Source organism: Pseudomonas sp. Y24-6 (assembly GCF_020295325.1).
Classification (GTDB): Bacteria; Pseudomonadota; Gammaproteobacteria; order Pseudomonadales; family Pseudomonadaceae; genus Aquipseudomonas; species Aquipseudomonas gregormendelii.
This window is the reverse complement of the sequence record NZ_JACBXG010000004.1, coordinates 147,777-167,859: the sequence shown is the minus strand read 5'-3', so window position 1 is coordinate 167,859 and position 20,083 is coordinate 147,777. Positions and strand designations below refer to the sequence as shown.

Here is a 20,083-nt window from a genome sequence, read left to right as displayed (position 1 = left end):
GCGACAGTGGTTGTTTCCAGAAGAGGCATTTCAGCAGTCCTGATCACTCTGTAGGAGCTGTCGAGTGAAACGAGGCTGCAATCTGTTGATCTCAAAAACCAGATCAAAAGATAGTCCGAACGCGGCCCGAGCCTGCGGGATCGCGATGGGCGTTGCAGGGTTAGGCCCTTGCACCGGGTTATGCGTTGTAGTGCTTTGCGCCCCACGCCAGCAACCCTTGCAACAGTTCCTTGAGCACCACTTGCGTCGGCGCTGCCAGGTCCGGCCGATAGCGGAACGGCTCAAACTCTTCCATGTACGTGCACTGGCCCAGCTCCAGCTGCACGGCATGTATGTTTTGCGCCGGGTTGCCGTAATGCCGGGTGATGTGGCCGCCCTTGAAGCGACCATTGAGCACATGGCTGTAATCGGTGTGGCGAGCGCAGATCGCTTCCAGTTCGGTGGCCAGCTGTGGGTCGCAACTGGCGCCGTTGAAGGTGCCCAGGTTGAAGTCCGGTAACTTGCCGTCGAACAGGTGCGGGATGATCGTGCGAATCGAGTGCGCATCGAACAGCAGCGCGTAGCCGAACTCGGCCTTCAGGCGCGCCAGTTCGTTCTGCAAGGTGCGGTGATACGGCGTCCAGATCTGTTCCAGATAGGTCGCCCGCTCTGCCGCTGACGGTTCCATGCCTTTGCTGAACAACGGGATGCCGTCGAACAGCGTGGCCGGGAACAGACCGGTGGTCGCCCCGGCGTACAACGGCTTGTCGTCAGACGGTCGATTCAGGTCGATGACAAAGCGCGAGTACTCGGCCGCCAGCGTGCTGGCGCCCAATTCAGCGGCAAACTCATAGAGCCTGGGAATGTGCCAGTCGGTATCCGGCAGGCTGCGCGCGTCAGGAATCAACCCGGCCTCGACCGCGGGAGTCAGGCGCAGGCCCGCATGAGGCATGCTGATCAGCAGCGGCACACGACCTTGTTGGAAATTCAGAACCTTGTCCACAGCTGCTCTCCTATACGCTCGTTTCGACGCCGTGGCGCACGACGCGTTTTTCCAGATCGCCGCCCAGCCAGTACGACAGGTCGGCAGGACGATCGATTTGCCAGGCCACGAAGTCTGCGACCTTGCCGGCTTCCAGCGAACCATGGGTGTCGGCCATGCCCAATGCCGTAGCGGCATGGATGGTCGCGCCGGCCAGGGCTTCTTCGGGGGTCATACGCAAGCAGGTGCAGGCCATGTTGAGCATCAGGCGCAACGACAGCGCCGGCGAAGTGCCCGGGTTGAGGTCGCTGGCGATGGCGATTTTCACGCCGTGCTTGCGCAGGGCTTCCATGGGCGGCAATTGGGTTTCGCGCAGGAAGTAGAACGCGCCCGGCAGCAGCACCGCGACGGTGCCGGAAGCCGCCATGGCGATGGCGTCTTCCTCGTCCATGAACTCCAGGTGGTCGGCGGACAGCGCGTGGTAACGCGCGGCCAGGCTGGAGCCGTGCAGGGACGACAATTGCTCGGCATGCAGCTTGACTGGCAGGCCGAGCTCCTGAGCTGTAACGAACACACGCTCGACCTGCTTTGGCGAGAACGCCAGGTATTCGCAGAACGCGTCGACTGCGTCCACCAGGCCTTCTGCGGCCAGGGCCGGAAGCATTTCAGTGCAGATGTGCTCGATGTAGGCGTCGGCGCGATCGGCATATTCGGGTGGCAGGGCGTGAGCGGCCAGGCAGGTGCTGCGCACGCTGATCGGCAATTCGGCGCCCAGACGGCGGATCACCCGCAGGATCTTGCGTTCGCTGGCCAGGTCCAGGCCGTAGCCGGATTTCATCTCTACCGTAGTAACGCCGTCGCGCATCAGGCTTTTGAGTCGCTTGGCCGCGCTGGCGAACAGTTCGTCTTCACTCGCGGCACGGGTGGCGCGCACAGTGCTGGCGATGCCCCCGCCCTGGTTGGCGATTTCGGCATAGCTCACGCCTTGCAGGCGCTGTTCGAACTCGCCGCTGCGGTTACCGCCGAACACCGTATGGGTGTGGCAGTCGATCAGGCCGGGCGTCACCCAGGCCCCATTCAAATCGTTGACCGCCGGGTAGTCGCCCGCCGGCAGGTCGGCACGTGGGCCAATCCACTCTATGAGCGCACCGGACGTCACGATGGCCGCGTCCTCGATGACCGAGTAGACGCCTTGCGCCATGGTTGCGACGTGGCAGTGTTGCCAGAGCGTTTTCATCCCGAATCTCCATCAAATGCAAAATCGAATCGCTGGCAAGCCAGCTCCCACAGGAACAGTGGTGGATACATAACATGCACACCACCCAAATCCCTGTGGTACCTGGCTTGCCAGCCCCCACAGCAACGGTGGTGGATACATGACATGCACACCACACAAATCCCTGTGGGAGCTGGCTTGCCAGCGATGAGGCCCTTACAGGCTCGGCAGCAACTTCACCGAGACCAGATCATTCAAACAACGCGTCGCCAACAACTCAGTCGCCGCGTTGATGTCCGGCGCAAAGAACCGGTCCTTCTCATAAAACGCCACTTCAGCACGCAAAATGGCGCGAGCTTTTTCCAGCTTCGCCGAGGTCTTCAATCCTTCACGCAAATCCAGGCCCTGGCACGCTGCCAGCCACTCCACCGCCAGCACCCCACGGGTATTCTCGGCCATTTCCCACAGACGTTTGCCCGCAGCCGGCGCCATCGACACGTGGTCTTCCTGGTTGGCCGAAGTCGGCAGGCTGTCGACCGAATGCGGATGGGACAGCGCCTTGTTCTCGCTGGCCAGCGCCGCCGCCGTCACCTGGGCGATCATGAACCCGGAGTTGACACCGCCATTGGCCACAAGGAATGGCGGCAGTTGCGACATGTGCTTGTCCATCATCAGCGAAATGCGGCGTTCACTCAGGGAACCGATTTCAGCGATGGCCAGGGCCATGTTGTCCGCAGCCATGGCCACCGGCTCGGCGTGGAAGTTGCCGCCGGAAATCACGTCGCCTTCGGCGGCGAACACCAGCGGGTTATCCGACACCGCGTTGGCTTCGACGGCCAGCACTTCGGCAGCCTGGCGCAATTGCGTCAGGCAGGCGCCCATGACTTGCGGCTGGCAGCGCAGGGAGTATGGGTCCTGGACCTTATCGCAGTTCTGGTGCGAGTCAGACACTTCACTGCGCTCGCCGAGCAAATCGCGGTAAGCAGCAGCGGCGTCGATCTGGCCTTTTTGCCCGCGAGCGGCGTGGATGCGTGCGTCAAATGGCGAGCGCGAGCCCAGTACCGCTTCGACCGTCAGGGCCCCCAGCGCCACGGCGCCGGCGAACAGGTCCTCACCTTCAAACAGGCCGCGCAGGGCGTAGGCGGTGGACACCTGGGTACCGTTGAGCAACGCCAGGCCTTCCTTCGCCGCCAAGGTCAGCGGGGTCAGGCCGGCGACTTTCAGCGCTTCGGTCGCCTCCAGCCATTCGCCCTTGTAGCGTGCCTTGCCCTCACCCAGCAGCACCAGGGACATATGCGCCAGCGGCGCCAGGTCACCGGAAGCACCGACCGAACCTTTCAACGGAATGTGCGGGTAAACCTCGGCGTTGATCAGCGCGATCAACGCGTCGATCACCACCCGGCGAATGCCGGAAAAACCACGACTCAGGCTGTTGACCTTGAGCACCATGACCAGCCGCACCAGGGCGTCGCTGATCGGCTCGCCAACACCGGCGGCATGGGACAGCACCAGTGAGCGCTGCAGGTTCTCCAGGTCTTCGCTGGCGATGCGAGTCGAGGCCAGCAGGCCGAAACCGGTGTTGATGCCGTAGGCGGTGCGGTTCTCGGCGAGTATCTGCTCAACGCAGGCAACGCTGGCCTCGATCTGCGCAGAGGCGCTGTCGTCAAGGCTGATTTTGACCGGCTGCTGATAAACATCGCGCAGTTGGGCAAGGCTCAGTTGGCCGGGAATCAGGTTTAGCGCAGTCATTCAAATGCTCCTCATGAGAGTTTGTTATTAACTACCAGTCGCTCCGGAGCATTCCGTTATCCGTCGCCTCTCGTCTTCTGGACGATCCGCGCCTTGGCACGCTGGTGTGGGTATTGGTCAGTGCAGATTCGGTAACGCGTCGTGCAGCCGCTGCGGATCTTTCAGCACGCTGGCGGCGGCGGCAATGTCCGGAGCCAGCCAACGATCCTGATCGTAGGCCGGAACCTGTTCGCGCAGCAGGCGCCAGGCGATATCGGTGCCGACGCCAAAACGTTGCGCCTTGAGGAATTCGAACGCCTGGGCGGCCAGCAAGTACTCGATCGCCAGGATCTGCGTGCAGTTTTCCAGCGCGCGATGCAGCTTCAGCGCGGCATTGGTGCCCATGCTCAGGTGATCTTCCTGCAGACCCGAGGTGACGTAGTTGTCGAGCACCGCCGGCTGCGCCAACTGACGGTTCTCCGCGCACAGCGAAGCGGCAACGTACTGGACGATCATCATCCCGGAGTTCACCCCGGGATTGGCCACCAGGAATGCCGGAAGGCCGCTGACATGCGGATTGATCAAGCGGTCCAGGCGCCGCTCGGCGATGGAGCCGATTTCCGCCATGGCAATGGCCAGCAAATCAGCGGCCAGGGCCACGGATTGACCATGCGGGTTGGCCTGGGACATGATGCGGAAATCGTCCGGTGTGCCCAGCAGCATCGGGTTATCGGTGACCGAGTTGAGCTCGGTTTCAATCTGCTTCCTGGCGTGCTCCAGCTGATCGCGGGCGGCGCCGTGAACCTGCGGGATCGAGCGAATGCTCAGCGCATCCTGCGTGCGCACGCCCTTGCTCGACGCGATCACTTCACTGCCTTCCAGCAACGCTCGCAGGTTGAGACCAACCTGCTGCATGCCCGGATGCGGTTTAAGCGCAATGATCTCGGCATCGAACGCCGCGATCTGGCCACGCTGGGCTTCAAAGCTCATCGCACCGATCACATCAGCCCACTGCAGCAGGCGCGTGGCATCAGCAATCGCCAGGCAGCTCAGGCCGGTCATGCACGGCGTGCCGTTGACCAGGCACAGGCCATCCTTGGCACCGAGCTGGACCGGTTGCAGGCCTTCTTCGGCCAGGGCTTGCTGCGCAGAAATTATTTTCCCGCGATAGCTCACAGTGCCGACACCCAACAGCACGATGCCGATGTGCGCCATGTGGGTCAGGTAACCGACCGAACCCTGGGAGGGGACTTGCGGGGTAATGCCCCGATTGAGCAGCGCCAGCAGCGCTTCGATCACTCGACGGTGAATGCCGGATTTGCCCTGACTGAAATTACGGATCGCCGCACACATGATTGCGCGGGTCTGCTCGTCGGCCAATGGAGCGCCGACGCCACAGGCGTGGCTGAGCAACGTGTTGCGCGACAGCTGGCTGAGTTGCTCGTCTTTCAGCGAGACGTTGCACAGCGCCCCCAAGCCAGTATTGACGCCGTAGGCGCGCTCGCCGCCGGCGACGATACGCTGGACGATGGCCTGGGCGTTTTCGATCCGCGCCCAGACCTGCGCCGACAGCTCAAGCTGTGCGCCGTGACGGGCGACCGCGACCACATCCTGCCAACGCATCGGGGCGTCGGCGATAACGATTGTTTCAGCCTGGGACATCTCTACCTCATACCTGAATATTGATGCAGCATCGCCGACGCCATCGCTGGCAAGCCAGCTCCCACAGGTTCCGAGGTGTGCACACAAACCGTGGAACAAACCCCATCCCTGTAGAAGCAAGGCTTGCCCGCGATGGGGCCAGCACTTACACCGCAAATATCTTCAAACCACCGCTGCCCGCCGCTGTACGAACCGGTCGACATACTCATCCGCCGGCGAATGCAGGATCTCGCGCGGCGTCCCCACCTGGATCAACCGCCCATCCTTGAGGATCGCAATGCGGTTACCAATGCGCACCGCCTCATCCAGGTCGTGCGTGATGAACACGATGGTCTTGTGCAAAGTCTTCTGCAGCTCCAGCAACTGGTCCTGCATCTCCGCGCGGATCAGCGGGTCGAGAGCGCTGAACGCTTCGTCCATCAGGATGATGTCCGTGTCTGCGGCCAAGGCGCGGGCCAGGCCCACCCGTTGGCGCATGCCGCCCGAGAGCTGATGCGGGTATTTGTTTTCGTAGCCCTTGAGGCCCACGGTGTTGATCCAGTGCAGCGCGCGCTCGGAGCACATCTGCTTGCTCTCGCCGCGCACTTTGAGGCCGTAGGCGACGTTCTCCACCACGGTCTTGTGCGGCAGCAGGCCGAAGCTCTGGAACACCATGCTGATCTTGTGCCGGCGAAACTCGCGCAGGGCTTCCATGTCGTATTGCAGGATGTCCACACCGTCCACCAGGATCGCGCCGCTGGTCGGGTCGATCAGGCGATTGAAGTGACGCACCAGCGTCGACTTGCCCGAACCGGACAGGCCCATGATCACGAAAATCTCGCCCGTGCCGATGCTCAACGACAGGTCGTTGACCCCGACCACGCAGCCGGTGTCGGCCAGCACCTGGTCCTTGGTCTTGCCTTGGCCAACCATGGCCAGCGCCTCCTGGGCACGGTTGCCGAAAATCTTGAAGACGTTTTTGACTTCGATTTTGCTCACGGTTACGTCGTTCATTTGCTCACCTCATGCCGTGGCCGACCATACGCCTGAGTAATGCGGTCGATGACCACTGCCAGAATCACGATCGCCAGGCCGGCCTCCAGGCCTCTTCCGACGTTGAGGGTCTGAATCCCCACCAGCACGTCCTCTCCCAGGCCACGGGCACCGATCATCGAGGCGATTACCACCATCGACAGGGCCATCATGGTGGTCTGGTTGATCCCGGCCATGATGCTCGGCAGGGCCAGCGGCAGTTGCACGCCGAACAGTTGCTGCCAGCGGTTGGCACCGAAGGCGTTGATCGCTTCCATCACTTCACCGTCAACCTGGCGAATGCCCAGGTCGGTCAGACGGATCAGCGGCGGCGCGGCGTAGATCACCGTGGCGAAAATCGCCGGGACCTTGCCCAGGCCGAACAACATCAATACCGGAATCAGGTACACGAAACTGGGCATGGTCTGCATGATGTCGAGCAATGGCATCAGCACCGAACGCAGGCGATTGCTGCGCGCCGAGAGGATGCCCAGCGGTATGCCGATCAGTACCGATATCACCGTCGCGACCATCATCAGCGCGAGGGTTTGCATCAGCTTGTCCCAGAGACCGACGGCGCCGACCAGGAACAGCAAGCCAACGATAACGGCAGTGGTCACGACCTTGCGGGTCGCGTGCCAGGCAACGCCCGCCACGATCGCCAGCATCAGCCACCAGGGCGCAGCACGCAGCAGCCCCTCAAGATTGACGATGGCCCACAACAGGGTGTCGGAGATGTGCCGGAACACATCGCCGTAGTTGGTGACCAGCGAATCGACCCAACCGTTGACCCAGTCGGCGATGGAAAAGGTAAAGCTTTCGGGAAACATAAGAGACTCTCGATCAAGGGGGGTTGAGATGCAGCACCCGACTGCCGGGCTCGACAGTCGGAACGCTGGACCTACAAGGCCGCGTCGATTTTCCTGGCTGCGTCTTCGCTCACCCATGCATGCCAGACTTCAGGATGTTCCTTGAGGAAGATTTTCGCCAGTTTCGGCGAAGCAATCCGCTCCTTGGCCATGCGCCCCAGGTTCTGGTTCAGCAAGTCGATTGGCAGGTTGACTTTTTCCAGCACCGCCACCAGTTCCGGAGCTTCGTCGTGGAAGGTCTTGGACAGGCCGACCTTGATGGTCACACTCTTGTCCACGCCCGGTTTTTCTTCGAGCTTGACCAGGTCGACCTGGCCCATCAGCGGAGTTGGCGACCAGTAGTAGAACAGGATCGGCTCGCCGCGCTTGTAGCTCGACAGCACTGCCGCATCCAGCGCCGGGCCGGTGCCTGGGCGGAAGTTGGTGTAGGTGCTTTCCAGGCCGTAGCTCTTGAGCATCTCGCTGTTGTCCAGCTCGCATGTCCAGCCAGCCGGGCAGTTGTAGAAACGACCTTTGGCCGGCTCTTCCTGATCCTTGAACACTGCAGAGTACTTGGCCAGGTCGGCGATGTTCTTCAGGTCCGGGGCCTTGGGTTCCAGCTTGCGGCTGGCGTCGCCCTCGATGACGTAACGCGGCACATACCAGCCTTCTACAGCGCCGGTAACAGGAGCGCCGACACCGACGACCTTGCCGGCCTTCTCGGCCTTGTTCCAGACCTCGCTACGGCCCACCCACTCCTCGGCGAAAACCTGGATATCGTTGCTGCTCAAGGCGTTTTCCATGGTGATGGAGTTGCCCGGCAGGCTGTCGGTCTTGCAGTCGTAGCCTTTCTCCAGCACGACCTGCAGCACGTCGGTGAGCAACATGCCGCTTTCCCAGTTCAGGCCGGCAAATTTCACCGGTTTGCCCGACTCGCACCAGCCGGCTGCCTGGGTGGCGCCGGCACTGGCGAGCAGGCCCATGGAAAGTAGTGCGGTCAGCAGGGTCTTGTTCGATTTCATTGTCGTGACGCTCCTAATCATGAATGGGCTTACGGCAGTCAAGAGGCATCCAGCCCTGTCCACGTCCAATCAGGCCTGCGCCGCAGCGCGACCGGCCCCGCTGGTTTTTGGTGGTGCAACGCTGTCCTGCTCGACTGGCAGGATCAGTTGATCGGGTACGGTGCCATGCCATTTTTTGGCGCACACGTAATATAGAGCGGCTGGCAGCACCAGGCCGATGATCCAGGAAATATCCACACCGCCCATGGCTTCCACCAGCGGACCGGTATAGAACTTGGTGGCGATGAACGGCAGCTGCACCAGTACACCGAACACATAGATGCTGATACCCAGGGCGTTCCAGCGACCGTAGCGGCCATTCGGATCGGCCAGCGCCGGCACGTCATAACGCTCGCGGGTGATGCAGTAGTAGTCCACCAGGTTGATCGCGCTCCAGGGCGTGAAGAACGCCAGCAGGAACAGGATGAAGGACTTGAACGCACCGAGGAACGAGTGCTGGCCGAGCAGCGCGATCAAGGTCGCAGCACCCACGATGACCAACACGAACACCAGCCGCTGCAAGCGCGACACCTGCAGGTGACCACGAAAACCGCTGATGATGGTCGCGATGCACATGAAGCTGCCATAGGAGTTCAGCGTGGAGATGGTGACCTTGCCGAATGCGATGCTGAAGTACAGCAACGCAGCGGTGGCACCGGTACCGCCCAGGCCCACAATGTAGGCCACTTCATGGCCGGCGAACTGCCCATTGGCCGAAGCGGCGGCAAACACGCCGAGAATCATCGCCACTTGTGCGCCAATTACCGAACCCGCGCCGGCGGCGAAGAAGGTTTTCACCGAAGACGTGCTGCTTGGCAGGTAGCGAGAATAGTCAGCCACGTACGGGCCGAACGCGATCTGCCAAGACGCTGCGAGTGATACCGCCAGCAGGAAGCTGCTCCAGCTGAAGTGGCGAATTTGCAGGAGTGCGCCGACGTCTGTCTGGCTCATCAAACGGTAGAACAGGTAGACAAAGGCAATCACGCCGATGACGCTGGCGACACGGCCAATCCAGTGGATCACCCGATAACCGAGCACCGTGACCAGCACGATGACACTGGCGAAGATAAGGATGCCGACGCTGTCGCTGACCCCAAACAACTGGCCCAGCGCCTGGCCGGACAGCACGGTCCCGGTGGCGGTGAAGCCCAGGTACATCAGGCACACCAGCACGATCGGGATCGCCGCGCCATACACGCCGAACTGCACCCGGCTGGAAATCATCTGCGGCAAGCCCAGCTTGGGCCCTTGCGCCGCATGCAATGCCATCACCCCACCGCCCAGCAATTGCCCGATCAACAGACCGATCAACGACCAGAACACATCACCGCCCAGCACCACGGCCAGGGCCCCGGTGACAATCGCGGTGATTTGCAGGTTGGCACCCATCCACAGGGTGAACTGGCTCAACAGACGACCGTGTCTTTCCGCTTCCGGGATGTAATCGATCGAGCGCTTCTCGATCAAGGGTTTACTGCCTGCACGATCGTTGTTAACAGCCATGATTCAACCTCTGTGGATTGTTATTCGGTGTTGTTGTGATCTCTACAGGAGCTGCCGAGTGAAACGAGGCTGCGATCTTTTGATCTTGATCTGCGGCGTCAGTAACGACGCCAAAGATCGCAGCCTGCGGCAGCTCCTACAGGTTGGCTCAAGCCAAAGCCGACTTTATTTACCGGTAATCATCGGCAGGTTCAGCCCCTGCTCCTTGGCGCAGTCGATCGCAATCTGGTACCCCGCATCGGCGTGACGCATGACCCCGGTTGCCGGGTCGTTGTGCAGCACGCGGGCAATTCGCTCAGCCGCCTCGTCAGTACCGTCGCAGACAATCACCATGCCCGAGTGCTGGGAGAAGCCCATGCCGACGCCGCCGCCGTGGTGCAGGGAAACCCAGGTCGCGCCGCTCGCGGTGTTCAGCAGAGCGTTGAGCAGTGGCCAGTCGGACACGGCGTCGGAACCGTCCTGCATCGATTCGGTTTCGCGGTTCGGGCTGGCAACTGAGCCGGAATCCAGGTGGTCACGACCGATCACGATCGGTGCCGACAGCTCACCGCTGCGCACCATTTCGTTGAACGCCAGGCCAAGCTTGGCGCGCAGGCCCAGGCCAACCCAGCAGATACGTGCCGGCAGACCCTGGAAGCTGATGCGCTCGCGCGCCATGTCCAGCCAGTTGTGCAGGTGGGCGTCGTCCGGGATCAGCTCTTTTACTTTCGCGTCGGTCTTGTAGATGTCTTCAGCGTTACCCGACAGTGCCGCCCAACGGAACGGACCAATGCCACGGCAGAACAGCGGACGGATGTAGGCCGGTACGAAGCCAGGGAAGTCGAAGGCATTTTCCACACCCTCTTCCTGGGCCATCTGGCGGATGTTGTTGCCGTAGTCGAAGGTCGGGATGCCTTGCTTCTGGAACTCGAGCATCGCTTTGACGTGCACGGCCATCGATTGCTTGGCAGCCTTGACCACCGCAGCAGGCTCGGTCTTGGCGCGAGCGCGGTACTCTTCCCAGGTCCAGCCGGCTGGCAGGTAACCATTGAGCGGATCGTGGGCGCTGGTCTGGTCGGTGACCATGTCCGGGCGCACGCCGCGCTTGACCAGTTCCGGCAGGATCTCGGCCGCGTTACCCAGCAAGGCGATGGAAATGGCCTTGCCCTCCTTGGTGTATTTGTCGATACGCGCCAGCGCGTCGTCGAGGTCAGTGGCCTGTTCGTCGACGTAACGGCTGTTCAGGCGGAAATCGATGCTCACCTGCTGGCACTCGATGTTCAGCGAGCACGCGCCGGCCAGGGTTGCCGCCAATGGCTGGGCGCCACCCATGCCGCCCAAGCCTGCGGTCAGTACCCAACGCCCCTTGAGGTCATCGTTGTAGTGTTGGCGACCGGCTTCGACGAAGGTTTCGTAGGTGCCCTGGACGATGCCCTGGCTGCCGATGTAGATCCAGCTGCCGGCGGTCATCTGGCCGTACATGGCCAGGCCTTTGGCGTCGAGTTCGTTGAAGTGTTCCCAGCTCGCCCAGTGGGGCACCAGGTTGGAGTTGGCGATCAGTACCCGCGGTGCGTTGCTGTGGGTCTTGAACACGCCGACCGGCTTGCCGGATTGCACCAGCAGGGTCTCGTCGTCGTTCAGGTTGGTCAGGCTTTCGACGATCTTGTCGTAGCACTCCCAGTTACGTGCCGCACGCCCGATACCACCGTAAACCACCAGTTCTTTAGGGTTCTCGGCAACTTCCGGGTCGAGGTTATTCATCAACATGCGCAGCGGCGCTTCGGTCAGCCAGCTCTTGGCGGTCAGCTTGTTACCGCGGGCGGCACGGATTTCTACGTCACGAAACTTAGTGGTTTTGTTGTCAGTCACGAAAAAGACTCCTCAGCGATCAATTCAAACCAACCCTGGCAGTGGGCAAGCCAGCCTGTGCGCGTCGTTGCGCCGCAAGCGAATCAGTTGACGCTGCGAGGAGTCCTGATCGACTCATACGCATACGTCTTTACTTGTACATACAAGCATATGCAATCAAGCGGCCAACTTGCTGGATGGCTGTTCAAGAAAAATCCTGAACGGGGCGCAGAGCCTGTAGATCAAGGGCTTTGAGGAAGATGAAATTTTTCGCGAGGATTTTTCGAGAGAGGGATAGCTTGTTACTTCAACCGGGACTTGCGCCACGCTGGGGCGTTCGGTAACAAAGTGGTGCGCGATTTGGAACGTTGAAAAGCAAAAGATCGTCCGAAGGCCCGGGCCGCGATCGGACGATCTTTTAAGGATTGCGAATCAGCGTGCGATCAGCTCGATCACACAGCACGGCCCGTTACTGAAGACTTCCATTAGACCGGCATTCCCATCAAGTTGCAGGCAATCATGGCGCCCCAACTGCGCGTCACTGCTACCAACCTTCACTTGCAGCGCTTCGGCAATGCTGAACACCAGCAACGTCCCGGCCGCACTGAAAAACCGCTGTTCGCCATCCAGCCACTGCAACCGCGCGCTGTAACGCTCTGGCGCATAAATCAGGTTGAAGTCGCGGATCGGCCCGTCGAGCAACGTACAGGACACCTGGCTCTCGCCGCTAAAGGCAAACGGGTCCAGCGGTAACAATGGCCGTGTGTCCTGGCCATCAACGCGCAGGGTCATGCCCTCGCCTTGCAGCACGGTGATCACGCGCTCGTAACCGGCGAACATCGAGAAACCGCCCGACTCGGCAATATCGGCAATCGACAGGCGCCAGCCGAAACCATCCAGGCCCGTACCCGAATCCCGGGTAATTTCCTCAGTGCTGCCACCGCCGTTTTTCCACGGCATGCGTGGGTAATCTTTAGCGCGTAAAACCTTCATGTTCATTTATGGAACCGACCTTCCAGACGATGACGGGAACCGGGGTGGATCAACCGGGCGGCAGTCACCGGCTGACGCCCCGACCAGGTCCGGCGACGAATCAGCAGGCATGGCTCACCCTTTTCAATTTGCAGCAACTTGCATTCGCTGGCCTCAGCCAGTATCGCCTCGACCACGTGCTCGCCTTCGGTCAGCGGTGCGACCTGGTTCAGGTAGGCGTACGGCGTTTGCAGGGTGAAGTCCTGCTTGAGGTAATCCGGGGCCACCAGCGCGTTAACAAAACGGTCTTCGATCTGCACCGGAATATCATTCTCGAAGTGCACGATCAGCGAGTGAAATACCTTCTGGCCTTCGCGCATATCCAGCGCCAGTGCACGCTCGGAGCCGGCAGCCTCTTCTTCCAGGGTGATCACCTTGCAGGTGTGACGATGGCCGCGAGAGGCGATTTCGTCGGCGATGTTGTGCACTTCAAACAAGGCCGACTGGCTTTTCGGCTCGGCAACGAACGTACCCACACCCTGCATACGCACCAACAGGCCGTCGGCGGTCATCTCGCGCAGGGCACGGTTGATGGTCATGCGGCTGAAACCCAGCTGGCTGACCAGTTCGCTTTCCGACGGCACGCGGTAATGCGGCGGCCAGTTACCACTGTCGATTTGCTGGGTGATCATCTGTTTGACGCGGGCGTACAGGGGCGCCGGACTGTCGCCCATGTTCGCGGCCAACGGAGAGACAGCAGGCGGAGTCGGCACGGTTAATCCTTGTTCATCTGGATGAGATTGCTAGCTTGCCGGAGTTTACCGACGAGGCAAACGTCTGTATATGTATATACAAATAACACACGATGGGGTGCTGAACCATGTCCGCCTTCTTTGCCGAACGCGCGCTGCTGCCTAACGGATGGGCCAATGATGTACGTCTTGAGGTCAGCGCCGATGGCGTGCTGACCCATGTCCAGGCCAATTCTCAAGCAGATGGCGCCGAACGGATAAAGGGGCCGCTGCTGCCGGGCATGCCAAATCTGCACTCCCACGCATTCCAGCGGGCGATGGCCGGGCTGGCGGAAGTGGCAGGCAACCCGAACGACAGTTTCTGGACCTGGCGCGACCTGATGTACCGTCTCGTCGGAAAAATCAGCCCGGAGCAGCTCGGCGTCATCGCTCGTCAGCTGTACATCGAGATGCTCAAGGCGGGCTATACGTCGGTCGCCGAATTTCATTACGTGCATCACGACACCAGCGGCCAGGCCTATGCCGATCCTGCAGAACTGGCGCTGCGTATCAGCCAGGCGGCGGCGTCCGCCGGCATCGGCCTGACGTTGTTGCCCGTACTCTACAGCCATTCCGGCTTCGGCGGCCTGGCGCCGAACGAGGGTCAGCGGCGCTTTATCAACAGCACCGAGAACTACCTCAAGCTGCAGTCGCGCCTGCAGCCGATCCTGGCCGGGCAGCCGGCGCAGTCCCTGGGTTTGTGTTTCCACTCGTTACGCGCCGTCACGCCCCAGCAGATCAGCGAAGTACTGGCCGCCAGCGACACCCAATGCCCGGTGCACATTCATATTGCCGAGCAGCAGAAGGAAGTCGATGACTGCCTGGCCTGGAGCGGTCGTCGGCCACTGCAATGGCTATACGACAACACCGAAGTCGACCAACGCTGGTGCCTGGTCCACGCGACCCACGCCAACTTGGAAGAGGTCACGTTGATGGCCAGGAGTCGCGCCATTGCCGGCCTGTGCCTGACGACTGAAGCCAATCTGGGCGACGGTATTTTCCCGGCGGTGGACTTCCTTGCCCGGGGCGGGCGCCTGGGGATCGGTTCCGACAGCCACGTGTCATTGAGCGTGGTGGAGGAGTTGCGTTGGCTGGAATACGGTCAGCGTCTGCGTGACCAGCGGCGTAACCGCCTGTATGGCGCCGATCAACCGATGGTTGGCCGCACGCTATATGACGCGGCACTGGATGGCGGCGCCCAGGCCCTGGGTCAGCCAATTGGCGCACTGGAAGTCGGCAAGCGGGCGGACTGGCTGGTGCTCGATGGCAACGATCCGTACCTGGCAACAGCCAGCGGTGACGCCATTCTCAATCGCTGGCTGTTTGCCGGTGGCGATCGCCAGGTGCGCGATGTGCTGGTCAATGGCCAGTGGGTCGTGCGCGACGGGCGCCATGCCGGCGAAGAAGAAAGCAGCCGTGCGTTCACCCAAGTCCTGCGCGATCTATTGGGTTAACGCAAAACGAAATATGGGAGCGAGCCTGCTCGCGATGAGGCCGTCATATCCAACAGAGATATTGGCTGACAGACCGCTATAGCGAGCAGGCTCGCTCCCACAGTTTTGATCTTCGGTGCCCGCTAGTTCGAAGTCTTCGCCATCTGCCTGTCGGAAGCACGCCAGATCAATCGCGTGGTGTCGTACCCCTGCTGTCGTGCCTTGCTCAGCAGCTCTTCGCGCGTTACGCCGTTGACGGTGGGGCTGCGTGACAGCAACCACAGGTAACGACGGCTCGGATCGCCAACAATGGCAGTCTTGTAGTCGTCGCTGACGTACAGCACCCAGTAATTGCCCTTCGCTACACCCGGCAGCAAGCGCGAAAACCAGTTGTCGAATTCGACCCACAGCTTGTCGGTCTTGCCTGGCACTTGTGGCCAGGCGGTGCCTTTGGCCTCTTCCCATTGCCAATCCGCCGTCAGGCAGCGGTTCAGCACCAGCACATTACCGTCGGGCTTGAGGGTGTAACGGGCTTCGGATTGCGCACAGTTGCGCTGGAAGTACATCGGCAGGCGCGCCAGCTCATACCAAGTGCCTTGATATTTCTTCAGGTTGACGCTGTCGACCGTTTTCGGCGCCAGCGACTCATCGCCAGAAGTGGCGCAGCCGGCCAATACCAGGCCGGCCAAAAGAACAAATAATAACCGCTTCATTGTTTTTCTCCCGTGGGCGCGAAGCCCCGGTTTACTTCAGGCCTTGGCCAGAAAACATCAACACTTTGTCACCGGCGTACTGCACGCTGATAAAGCTGTTCTTGTCGCCCCAGGTGCAACTGGACATACCGAGCGCGCCGGAGCAATCGGTAGGCTTGCCCAGCAAGGATTCAACCTCGGCCTTAGGCATGCCCGAGGACAACTTCGAATAGTTTTCCTGATTGACCTTGCTGCATGCGGCCAACAGCACGCAGAACGAAAGCAGGGCGATAGAGCGCAGCGACATGGTGTAGCTCCTGGGGCGAAGGGGGTTGGCATGGCTGCCAAGCAGAAGCTTAGAAGAGAAAACCCCAATCTGGTTCCCCGGCCGGCAGGCTATTTGTCGAGCCACTCGTCTGCCATGTTCCGAAAAATCAGCGACTTTGCCGCGCCATTTATCATTTCGTCAATTTTGCACCAGCACGCCTAATCTTTGGCGCGGTGCGGTCGACACATCATGTAGGAGCGAGCTTGCTCGCGATGGATGCCAACGATAACGCGGTTCGATTAACGACACGCGATTATCAAACTCCCTCGCACGAGCAAATCGCGACCACACCAGTCCCTCCGCGGTAGCTCACTTAATGACCAGAAACATGAAGTTCAGCCACAAGATCCTGCTGGCTGCCGCCCTCGTGGTGGCCGTTGCATTCGCCTGTTTCATCCTGTTCAACGACTACCGCCAGCGCCAGACCCTGCGCAGCAGTACCGAAGCGTCGATGCAGGAACTGGGCAGCCTGACCACCAGTAATATCCAGACCTGGCTGGAAAGCCGCATTCAGTTGCTGCAATCGCTGTCCCAGCAGATTGCAATCGACGGCTCAGCGCCCGCCAGCCTCAAGCGCGCTATCGACCTGCCGGCCTATACCAGCAATTTCCAGCTGAGCTATTTCGGCGGCAGCGACGGCGTGATGTTCTCGGTCCCGGCCGGCAATCGCGCCGCCGACTACGATCCCCGCGCCCGCGGCTGGTACAAAGCGGCCAACAGTGCACAACAAACAGTGGTCACTGAACCCTACATCGCAGCGTCCTCAGGCAAACTGGTGATCACGGTGGCAACGCCAGTGCAACGCCAGGGCCAGATGATTGGCGTCGCCGGTGCAGACATCGACCTGTCCAGCGTCAGCGCGATCATCAACTCGCTGAACTTCGGTGGCCACGGCCATGCGTTTATCGTCAGCGCCGACGGCAAGATCCTGATCCATCCGGACAGCAACTTTGTCCTCAAGAGCCTGGCCGACGCCTACCCCAATGGGGCACCGACCGTGAGCCCGGGCCTGAAAGAGGTCGAGATCGACGGTAAAAGCCAGTTCATCTCCTTCACTCACGTCAACGGTGTGCCTTCGGCGGACTGGTACGTGGCACTGGTGCTCGACCAGGAAACCGCGTTCGCGATGCTCAGCGAATTCCGCACCTCGGCGATCATTGCCATGGTGATTGCGGTGGTGATCATCATTGCGCTGCTGGGCATGCTCATCAGCTTCCTGATGCAACCGCTGCTGACCATGGGCCGTGCCATGCACGACATCGCCGAAGGTGAAGGCGACCTGACCCGGCGCCTGACTATCCACGGTCATGACGAATTCGGCGCGCTGGGCACTTCTTTCAACCGCTTCGTGGAACGTATCCATACTTCCATCACTGAAGTGGCGTCCGCAACCGGCCAGGTCAACGAAGTCGCCCTGCGCGTAGTGGCAGCTTCGAACTCGTCGATGTTCAACTCCGACCAGCAAGCATCGCGCACCAGCAGTGTGGCTGCGGCGATCAACGAATTGGGGGCCGCCGCCCAGGAAATCGCCCAGAATGCCGCCCTCGCCTCGCAACATTCGAGCGATGCACGGGCCCTGGCCGAAGACGGCCAGCAGGTGGTCGACAGGACCATTGCCGCGATGCAACAGCTGTCGGCGAAGATCAGCGACTCCTGCGGCAACATCGAAACGCTTAACAGCAACACGGTGAACATCGGGCAGATTCTGGAAGTGATCACCAGCATCTCCCAGCAGACCAATCTGCTGGCCCTGAACGCAGCTATCGAAGCGGCACGTGCCGGTGAAGCCGGGCGTGGGTTTGCCGTGGTCGCCGATGAGGTACGTAACCTGGCGCACCGCACCCAGGACTCGGCGCAGCAGGTACAGAAGATGATCGAGGAACTGCAGGTCGGCGCCCGGGAAGCGGTGAGCACCATGACCGATAGCCAGCGTCAGAGCGAAAGCAGCGTCGGCATCGCCAACCAGGCCGGGGAGCGCCTGGGTAGCGTGACCCAGCGTATCGGTGAGATCGATGGCATGAACCAGTCGGTAGCGACGGCCACTGAGGAACAGACGGCGGTCGTGGAGTCGATCAATGTCGACATTACCGAGATCAACATGCTGAATCAGGAAGGTGTGGAAAACTTGCAGTCGACGTTGCGGGCATGCTCGGATCTGGAGCAGCAGGCGGCGCGGCTTAAACAGTTGGTGGGTAGCTTCAGGATTTAAACTGCTTTCACGGGCCCCATCGCCAGCAGGCTGGCTCCCACAGGGGATTGTGAACGACACAAACCCAATGTGGGAGCCAGCCTGCTGGCGATGACGGCATCAGCCGCAAGGAAAATCTAGAACCTTGAACCAGGCCCCGAAAGAAACGCCAACTCTTCAGCCGTCGAATCCCTTCCCAACACTGCATTGCGATGCGGAAACCGCCCAAACCGCGCAATCACCTTCTGATGCTTCTCGGCGTAATTCAGGTAATCGGTAAACAACGCCTGATCACCCTCCGGTTGTTGGTTAACCAGATCGATGTACCGCGAAACCGCCTCGTTCTGCACCGCCAGATTCTCGCAATGCTCAAACACCAGGTAGATGAATACCCGCTGAATCGGCTGCAACTGCCGATCAAAATCCGCAGCAATGCCTTGGGCCACCAAGGCTTGAGCCCTGAGGTCACCGCAAAAGGCTTTGGGAGAGTCGCGATAGATCATGCGTGGCAGCTGATCGAGCAACAGCACCAGGGCCAGCCAACCGTCGGGGCGTTGCGCCCAGTCAGTCAATCCGCCGGCCAGCGCCTGCTCGACCCAGTCCCCGAAACGCGTCTGCGCCTCGAGGTCCTGGCGGTCGTGCTTGCCGAACCATAACTTGCCCTTGTCAGCCGCTACATCGCTGGGGGCCTGGGCTGAGCCAAACCACCATTCGAGCAACGGCTGCCAAGGCGCGGTCATGTTTATTCCTTGTGGTAAGCCGTTACGCGGGCGACTTCTTCTTTCGAACCCAGGTACACCGCTACGCGCTGGTGCAGGCCTTCCGGCTGGATGTCGAGAATGCGCTGGTGACCATCGGTGGAAGCGCCGCCGGCCTGTTCCACCAGGAACGACATCGGGTTGGCTTCATACATCAGGCGCAATTTGCCCGGCTTCGACGGCTCGCGGCTGTCGCGTGGGTACATGAACAGGCCGCCACGGGTCAGGATACGGTGCACATCGGCCACCATCGCGGCAACCCAGCGCATGTTGTAGTTCTTTTTCAGCGGGCCCTCATCGCCAGCCAGCAGTTCGCCAACGTAGCGCTGTACCGGAGCTTCCCAGTGACGCTGGTTGGAGGCATTGATCGCGAATTCCTGGGTGCTTTCAGGAATCGTGATGTCTTCGTGGGTCAGGACAAAGCTGCCCATTTCACGGTCCAGGGTAAAGCCCTTGACGCCATCACCCAGGGTCAGCACCAGCATGGTTTGCGGGCCGTAGATCGCGTAACCGGCAGCAACCTGCTGGGTACCTGGCTGCAGGAAGGCCTTTTCGTTCAGGGCTTCGTTCTGGCTCAGGTATTCAGTTGGGCAACGCAGTACCGAGAAGATGGTGCCGACTGGCGCGTTGATATCGATGTTGGACGAACCGTCCAGTGGGTCGAATACCAGCAGGTAGGCGCCTTTCGGGTATTTGCCCGGGATCTGGTAGGCATTGTCCATTTCCTCGGACGCCATGCCGGCCAGGTGACCACCCCACTCGTTGGCTTCGAGCAGGATCTCGTTGGAGATCACGTCGAGTTTCTTCTGCACTTCGCCCTGGACGTTTTCAGTGCCCATGCTGCCCAGAACACCACCCAGGGCGCCTTTGGATACGGCGTGGCTGATTTCTTTACAAGCGCGCGCCACCACTTCAATCAGGAAACGCAGATCGGCAGGAGTGTTGTTGCTGCGGGTCTGCTCAATCAGATAGCGACTCAGGGTAACGCGGGACATGGAAGGCTCCGGTGGAATGGGGGGGCTGGAAACCCGCGCAGTTTAACGCGAGTCGGGGCGCATTTCCTCCTATCAGACGTGAGATGCCCAATAGAGTTCATGCGCGGGG

Annotated in this window: 18 protein-coding genes and 1 pseudogene; 4 read left to right on the top strand and 15 right to left on the bottom strand. The window is 60.8% G+C overall.

All coding sequences use genetic code 11. The features are described 5' to 3' along the window. Positions 1-178 precede the first annotated feature (178 nt). The 11 genes from hutG to hutC all read right to left on the bottom strand — a co-directional run bounded on the left by hutG (position 179) and on the right by hutC (position 13,523). Positions 179-982, bottom strand: a complete 804-nt coding sequence (gene hutG, locus HYI44_RS09590) for an N-formylglutamate deformylase (protein WP_225569294.1) — start codon at positions 980-982, stop codon at positions 179-181. Between the two features lie 10 nt (positions 983-992). Further along, on the bottom strand, positions 993-2,198 hold the full coding sequence (hutI, locus tag HYI44_RS09585) for an imidazolonepropionase (RefSeq protein ID WP_225569293.1): 1,206 nt from the start codon (positions 2,196-2,198) through the stop codon (positions 993-995). Between the two features lie 195 nt (positions 2,199-2,393). Further along, entirely contained in the window at positions 2,394-3,926 is a 1,533-nt protein-coding gene (hutH, locus tag HYI44_RS09580; protein WP_122841462.1) for a histidine ammonia-lyase, read from the bottom strand. A gap of 117 nt (positions 3,927-4,043) precedes the next feature. Beyond that, complete coding sequence (gene hutH, locus HYI44_RS09575) at positions 4,044-5,567, bottom strand: histidine ammonia-lyase (protein WP_225569291.1); 1,524 nt, start codon at positions 5,565-5,567, stop codon at positions 4,044-4,046. Positions 5,568-5,729: 162 nt separating this feature from the next. Continuing rightward, on the bottom strand, positions 5,730-6,560 hold the full coding sequence (locus HYI44_RS09570; protein ID WP_122841460.1) for a quaternary amine ABC transporter ATP-binding protein: 831 nt from the start codon (positions 6,558-6,560) through the stop codon (positions 5,730-5,732). Beyond that, positions 6,557-7,408: an ABC transporter permease gene (locus HYI44_RS09565; protein WP_010464518.1), complete on the bottom strand. Its 852-nt coding sequence runs from the start codon at positions 7,406-7,408 to the stop codon at positions 6,557-6,559. Before HYI44_RS09565 ends, HYI44_RS09570 begins: the two co-directional genes overlap by 4 nt. 71 nt (positions 7,409-7,479) lie before the next feature. After that, the gene (locus tag HYI44_RS09560) at positions 7,480-8,448 is read right to left on the bottom strand and encodes an ABC transporter substrate-binding protein (RefSeq protein WP_225569290.1); all 969 of its coding nucleotides are present in this window, start codon (positions 8,446-8,448) and stop codon (positions 7,480-7,482) included. Between the two features lie 69 nt (positions 8,449-8,517). Beyond that, positions 8,518-9,990, bottom strand: a complete 1,473-nt coding sequence (locus tag HYI44_RS09555; RefSeq protein WP_122841457.1) for a purine-cytosine permease family protein — start codon at positions 9,988-9,990, stop codon at positions 8,518-8,520. Positions 9,991-10,155: 165 nt separating this feature from the next. Continuing rightward, positions 10,156-11,838: a urocanate hydratase gene (gene hutU, locus HYI44_RS09550; protein WP_045061978.1), complete on the bottom strand. Its 1,683-nt coding sequence runs from the start codon at positions 11,836-11,838 to the stop codon at positions 10,156-10,158. A 411-nt stretch (positions 11,839-12,249) separates the two neighbouring features. After that, the gene (locus HYI44_RS09545) at positions 12,250-12,816 is read right to left on the bottom strand and encodes a HutD family protein (RefSeq protein WP_225569289.1); all 567 of its coding nucleotides are present in this window, start codon (positions 12,814-12,816) and stop codon (positions 12,250-12,252) included. Beyond that, on the bottom strand, positions 12,813-13,523 hold the full coding sequence (gene hutC / locus HYI44_RS09540; protein ID WP_172435301.1) for a histidine utilization repressor: 711 nt from the start codon (positions 13,521-13,523) through the stop codon (positions 12,813-12,815). Before hutC ends, HYI44_RS09545 begins: the two co-directional genes overlap by 4 nt. Positions 13,524-13,669: 146 nt before the next feature. Between hutC and HYI44_RS09535 the strand changes: the two genes are divergently transcribed. Further along, positions 13,670-15,034, top strand: coding sequence for a formimidoylglutamate deiminase (locus HYI44_RS09535; RefSeq protein WP_225569288.1), 1,365 nt, complete (start codon positions 13,670-13,672; stop codon positions 15,032-15,034). A gap of 122 nt (positions 15,035-15,156) precedes the next feature. On the opposite strand, the gene HYI44_RS09530 is transcribed toward HYI44_RS09535, so the two are convergent. After that, positions 15,157-15,726, bottom strand: a complete 570-nt coding sequence (locus tag HYI44_RS09530) for a lipocalin family protein (RefSeq protein WP_122841454.1) — start codon at positions 15,724-15,726, stop codon at positions 15,157-15,159. A 31-nt stretch (positions 15,727-15,757) separates the two neighbouring features. Next, positions 15,758-16,012 carry an outer membrane protein assembly factor BamE gene (locus tag HYI44_RS09525; protein ID WP_225569287.1) on the bottom strand — a complete coding sequence of 85 codons (255 nt, stop codon included), beginning with the start codon at positions 16,010-16,012 and terminating at the stop codon, positions 15,758-15,760. Between the two features lie 30 nt (positions 16,013-16,042). On the opposite strand from HYI44_RS09525, the gene HYI44_RS09520 reads away from it, so the two are divergent. From HYI44_RS09520 to HYI44_RS29540, 3 genes and pseudogenes are all read left to right on the top strand, one after another. Then, positions 16,043-16,195, top strand: a complete 153-nt coding sequence (locus HYI44_RS09520; RefSeq protein WP_225569285.1) for a hypothetical protein — start codon at positions 16,043-16,045, stop codon at positions 16,193-16,195. 154 nt (positions 16,196-16,349) lie between these two features. Then, positions 16,350-17,384: pseudogene (locus HYI44_RS29545) on the top strand (cache domain-containing protein); the annotation flags it as partial. A 93-nt stretch (positions 17,385-17,477) separates the two neighbouring features. Continuing rightward, positions 17,478-18,242, top strand: a complete 765-nt coding sequence (locus HYI44_RS29540) for a methyl-accepting chemotaxis protein (RefSeq protein WP_412548479.1) — start codon at positions 17,478-17,480, stop codon at positions 18,240-18,242. A 116-nt stretch (positions 18,243-18,358) separates the two neighbouring features. Here the strand turns inward: HYI44_RS29540 and HYI44_RS09510 are convergent, their stop codons facing one another. Beyond that, positions 18,359-18,961 carry a DUF924 family protein gene (locus HYI44_RS09510; RefSeq protein ID WP_122841451.1) on the bottom strand — a complete coding sequence of 201 codons (603 nt, stop codon included), beginning with the start codon at positions 18,959-18,961 and terminating at the stop codon, positions 18,359-18,361. A 2-nt stretch (positions 18,962-18,963) separates the two neighbouring features. Beyond that, positions 18,964-19,974 (bottom strand): class 1 fructose-bisphosphatase, encoded by a 1,011-nt coding sequence (locus tag HYI44_RS09505; protein ID WP_122841450.1) that lies wholly within the window; start codon positions 19,972-19,974, stop codon positions 18,964-18,966. Between the last annotated feature and the right edge of the window lie 109 nt (positions 19,975-20,083).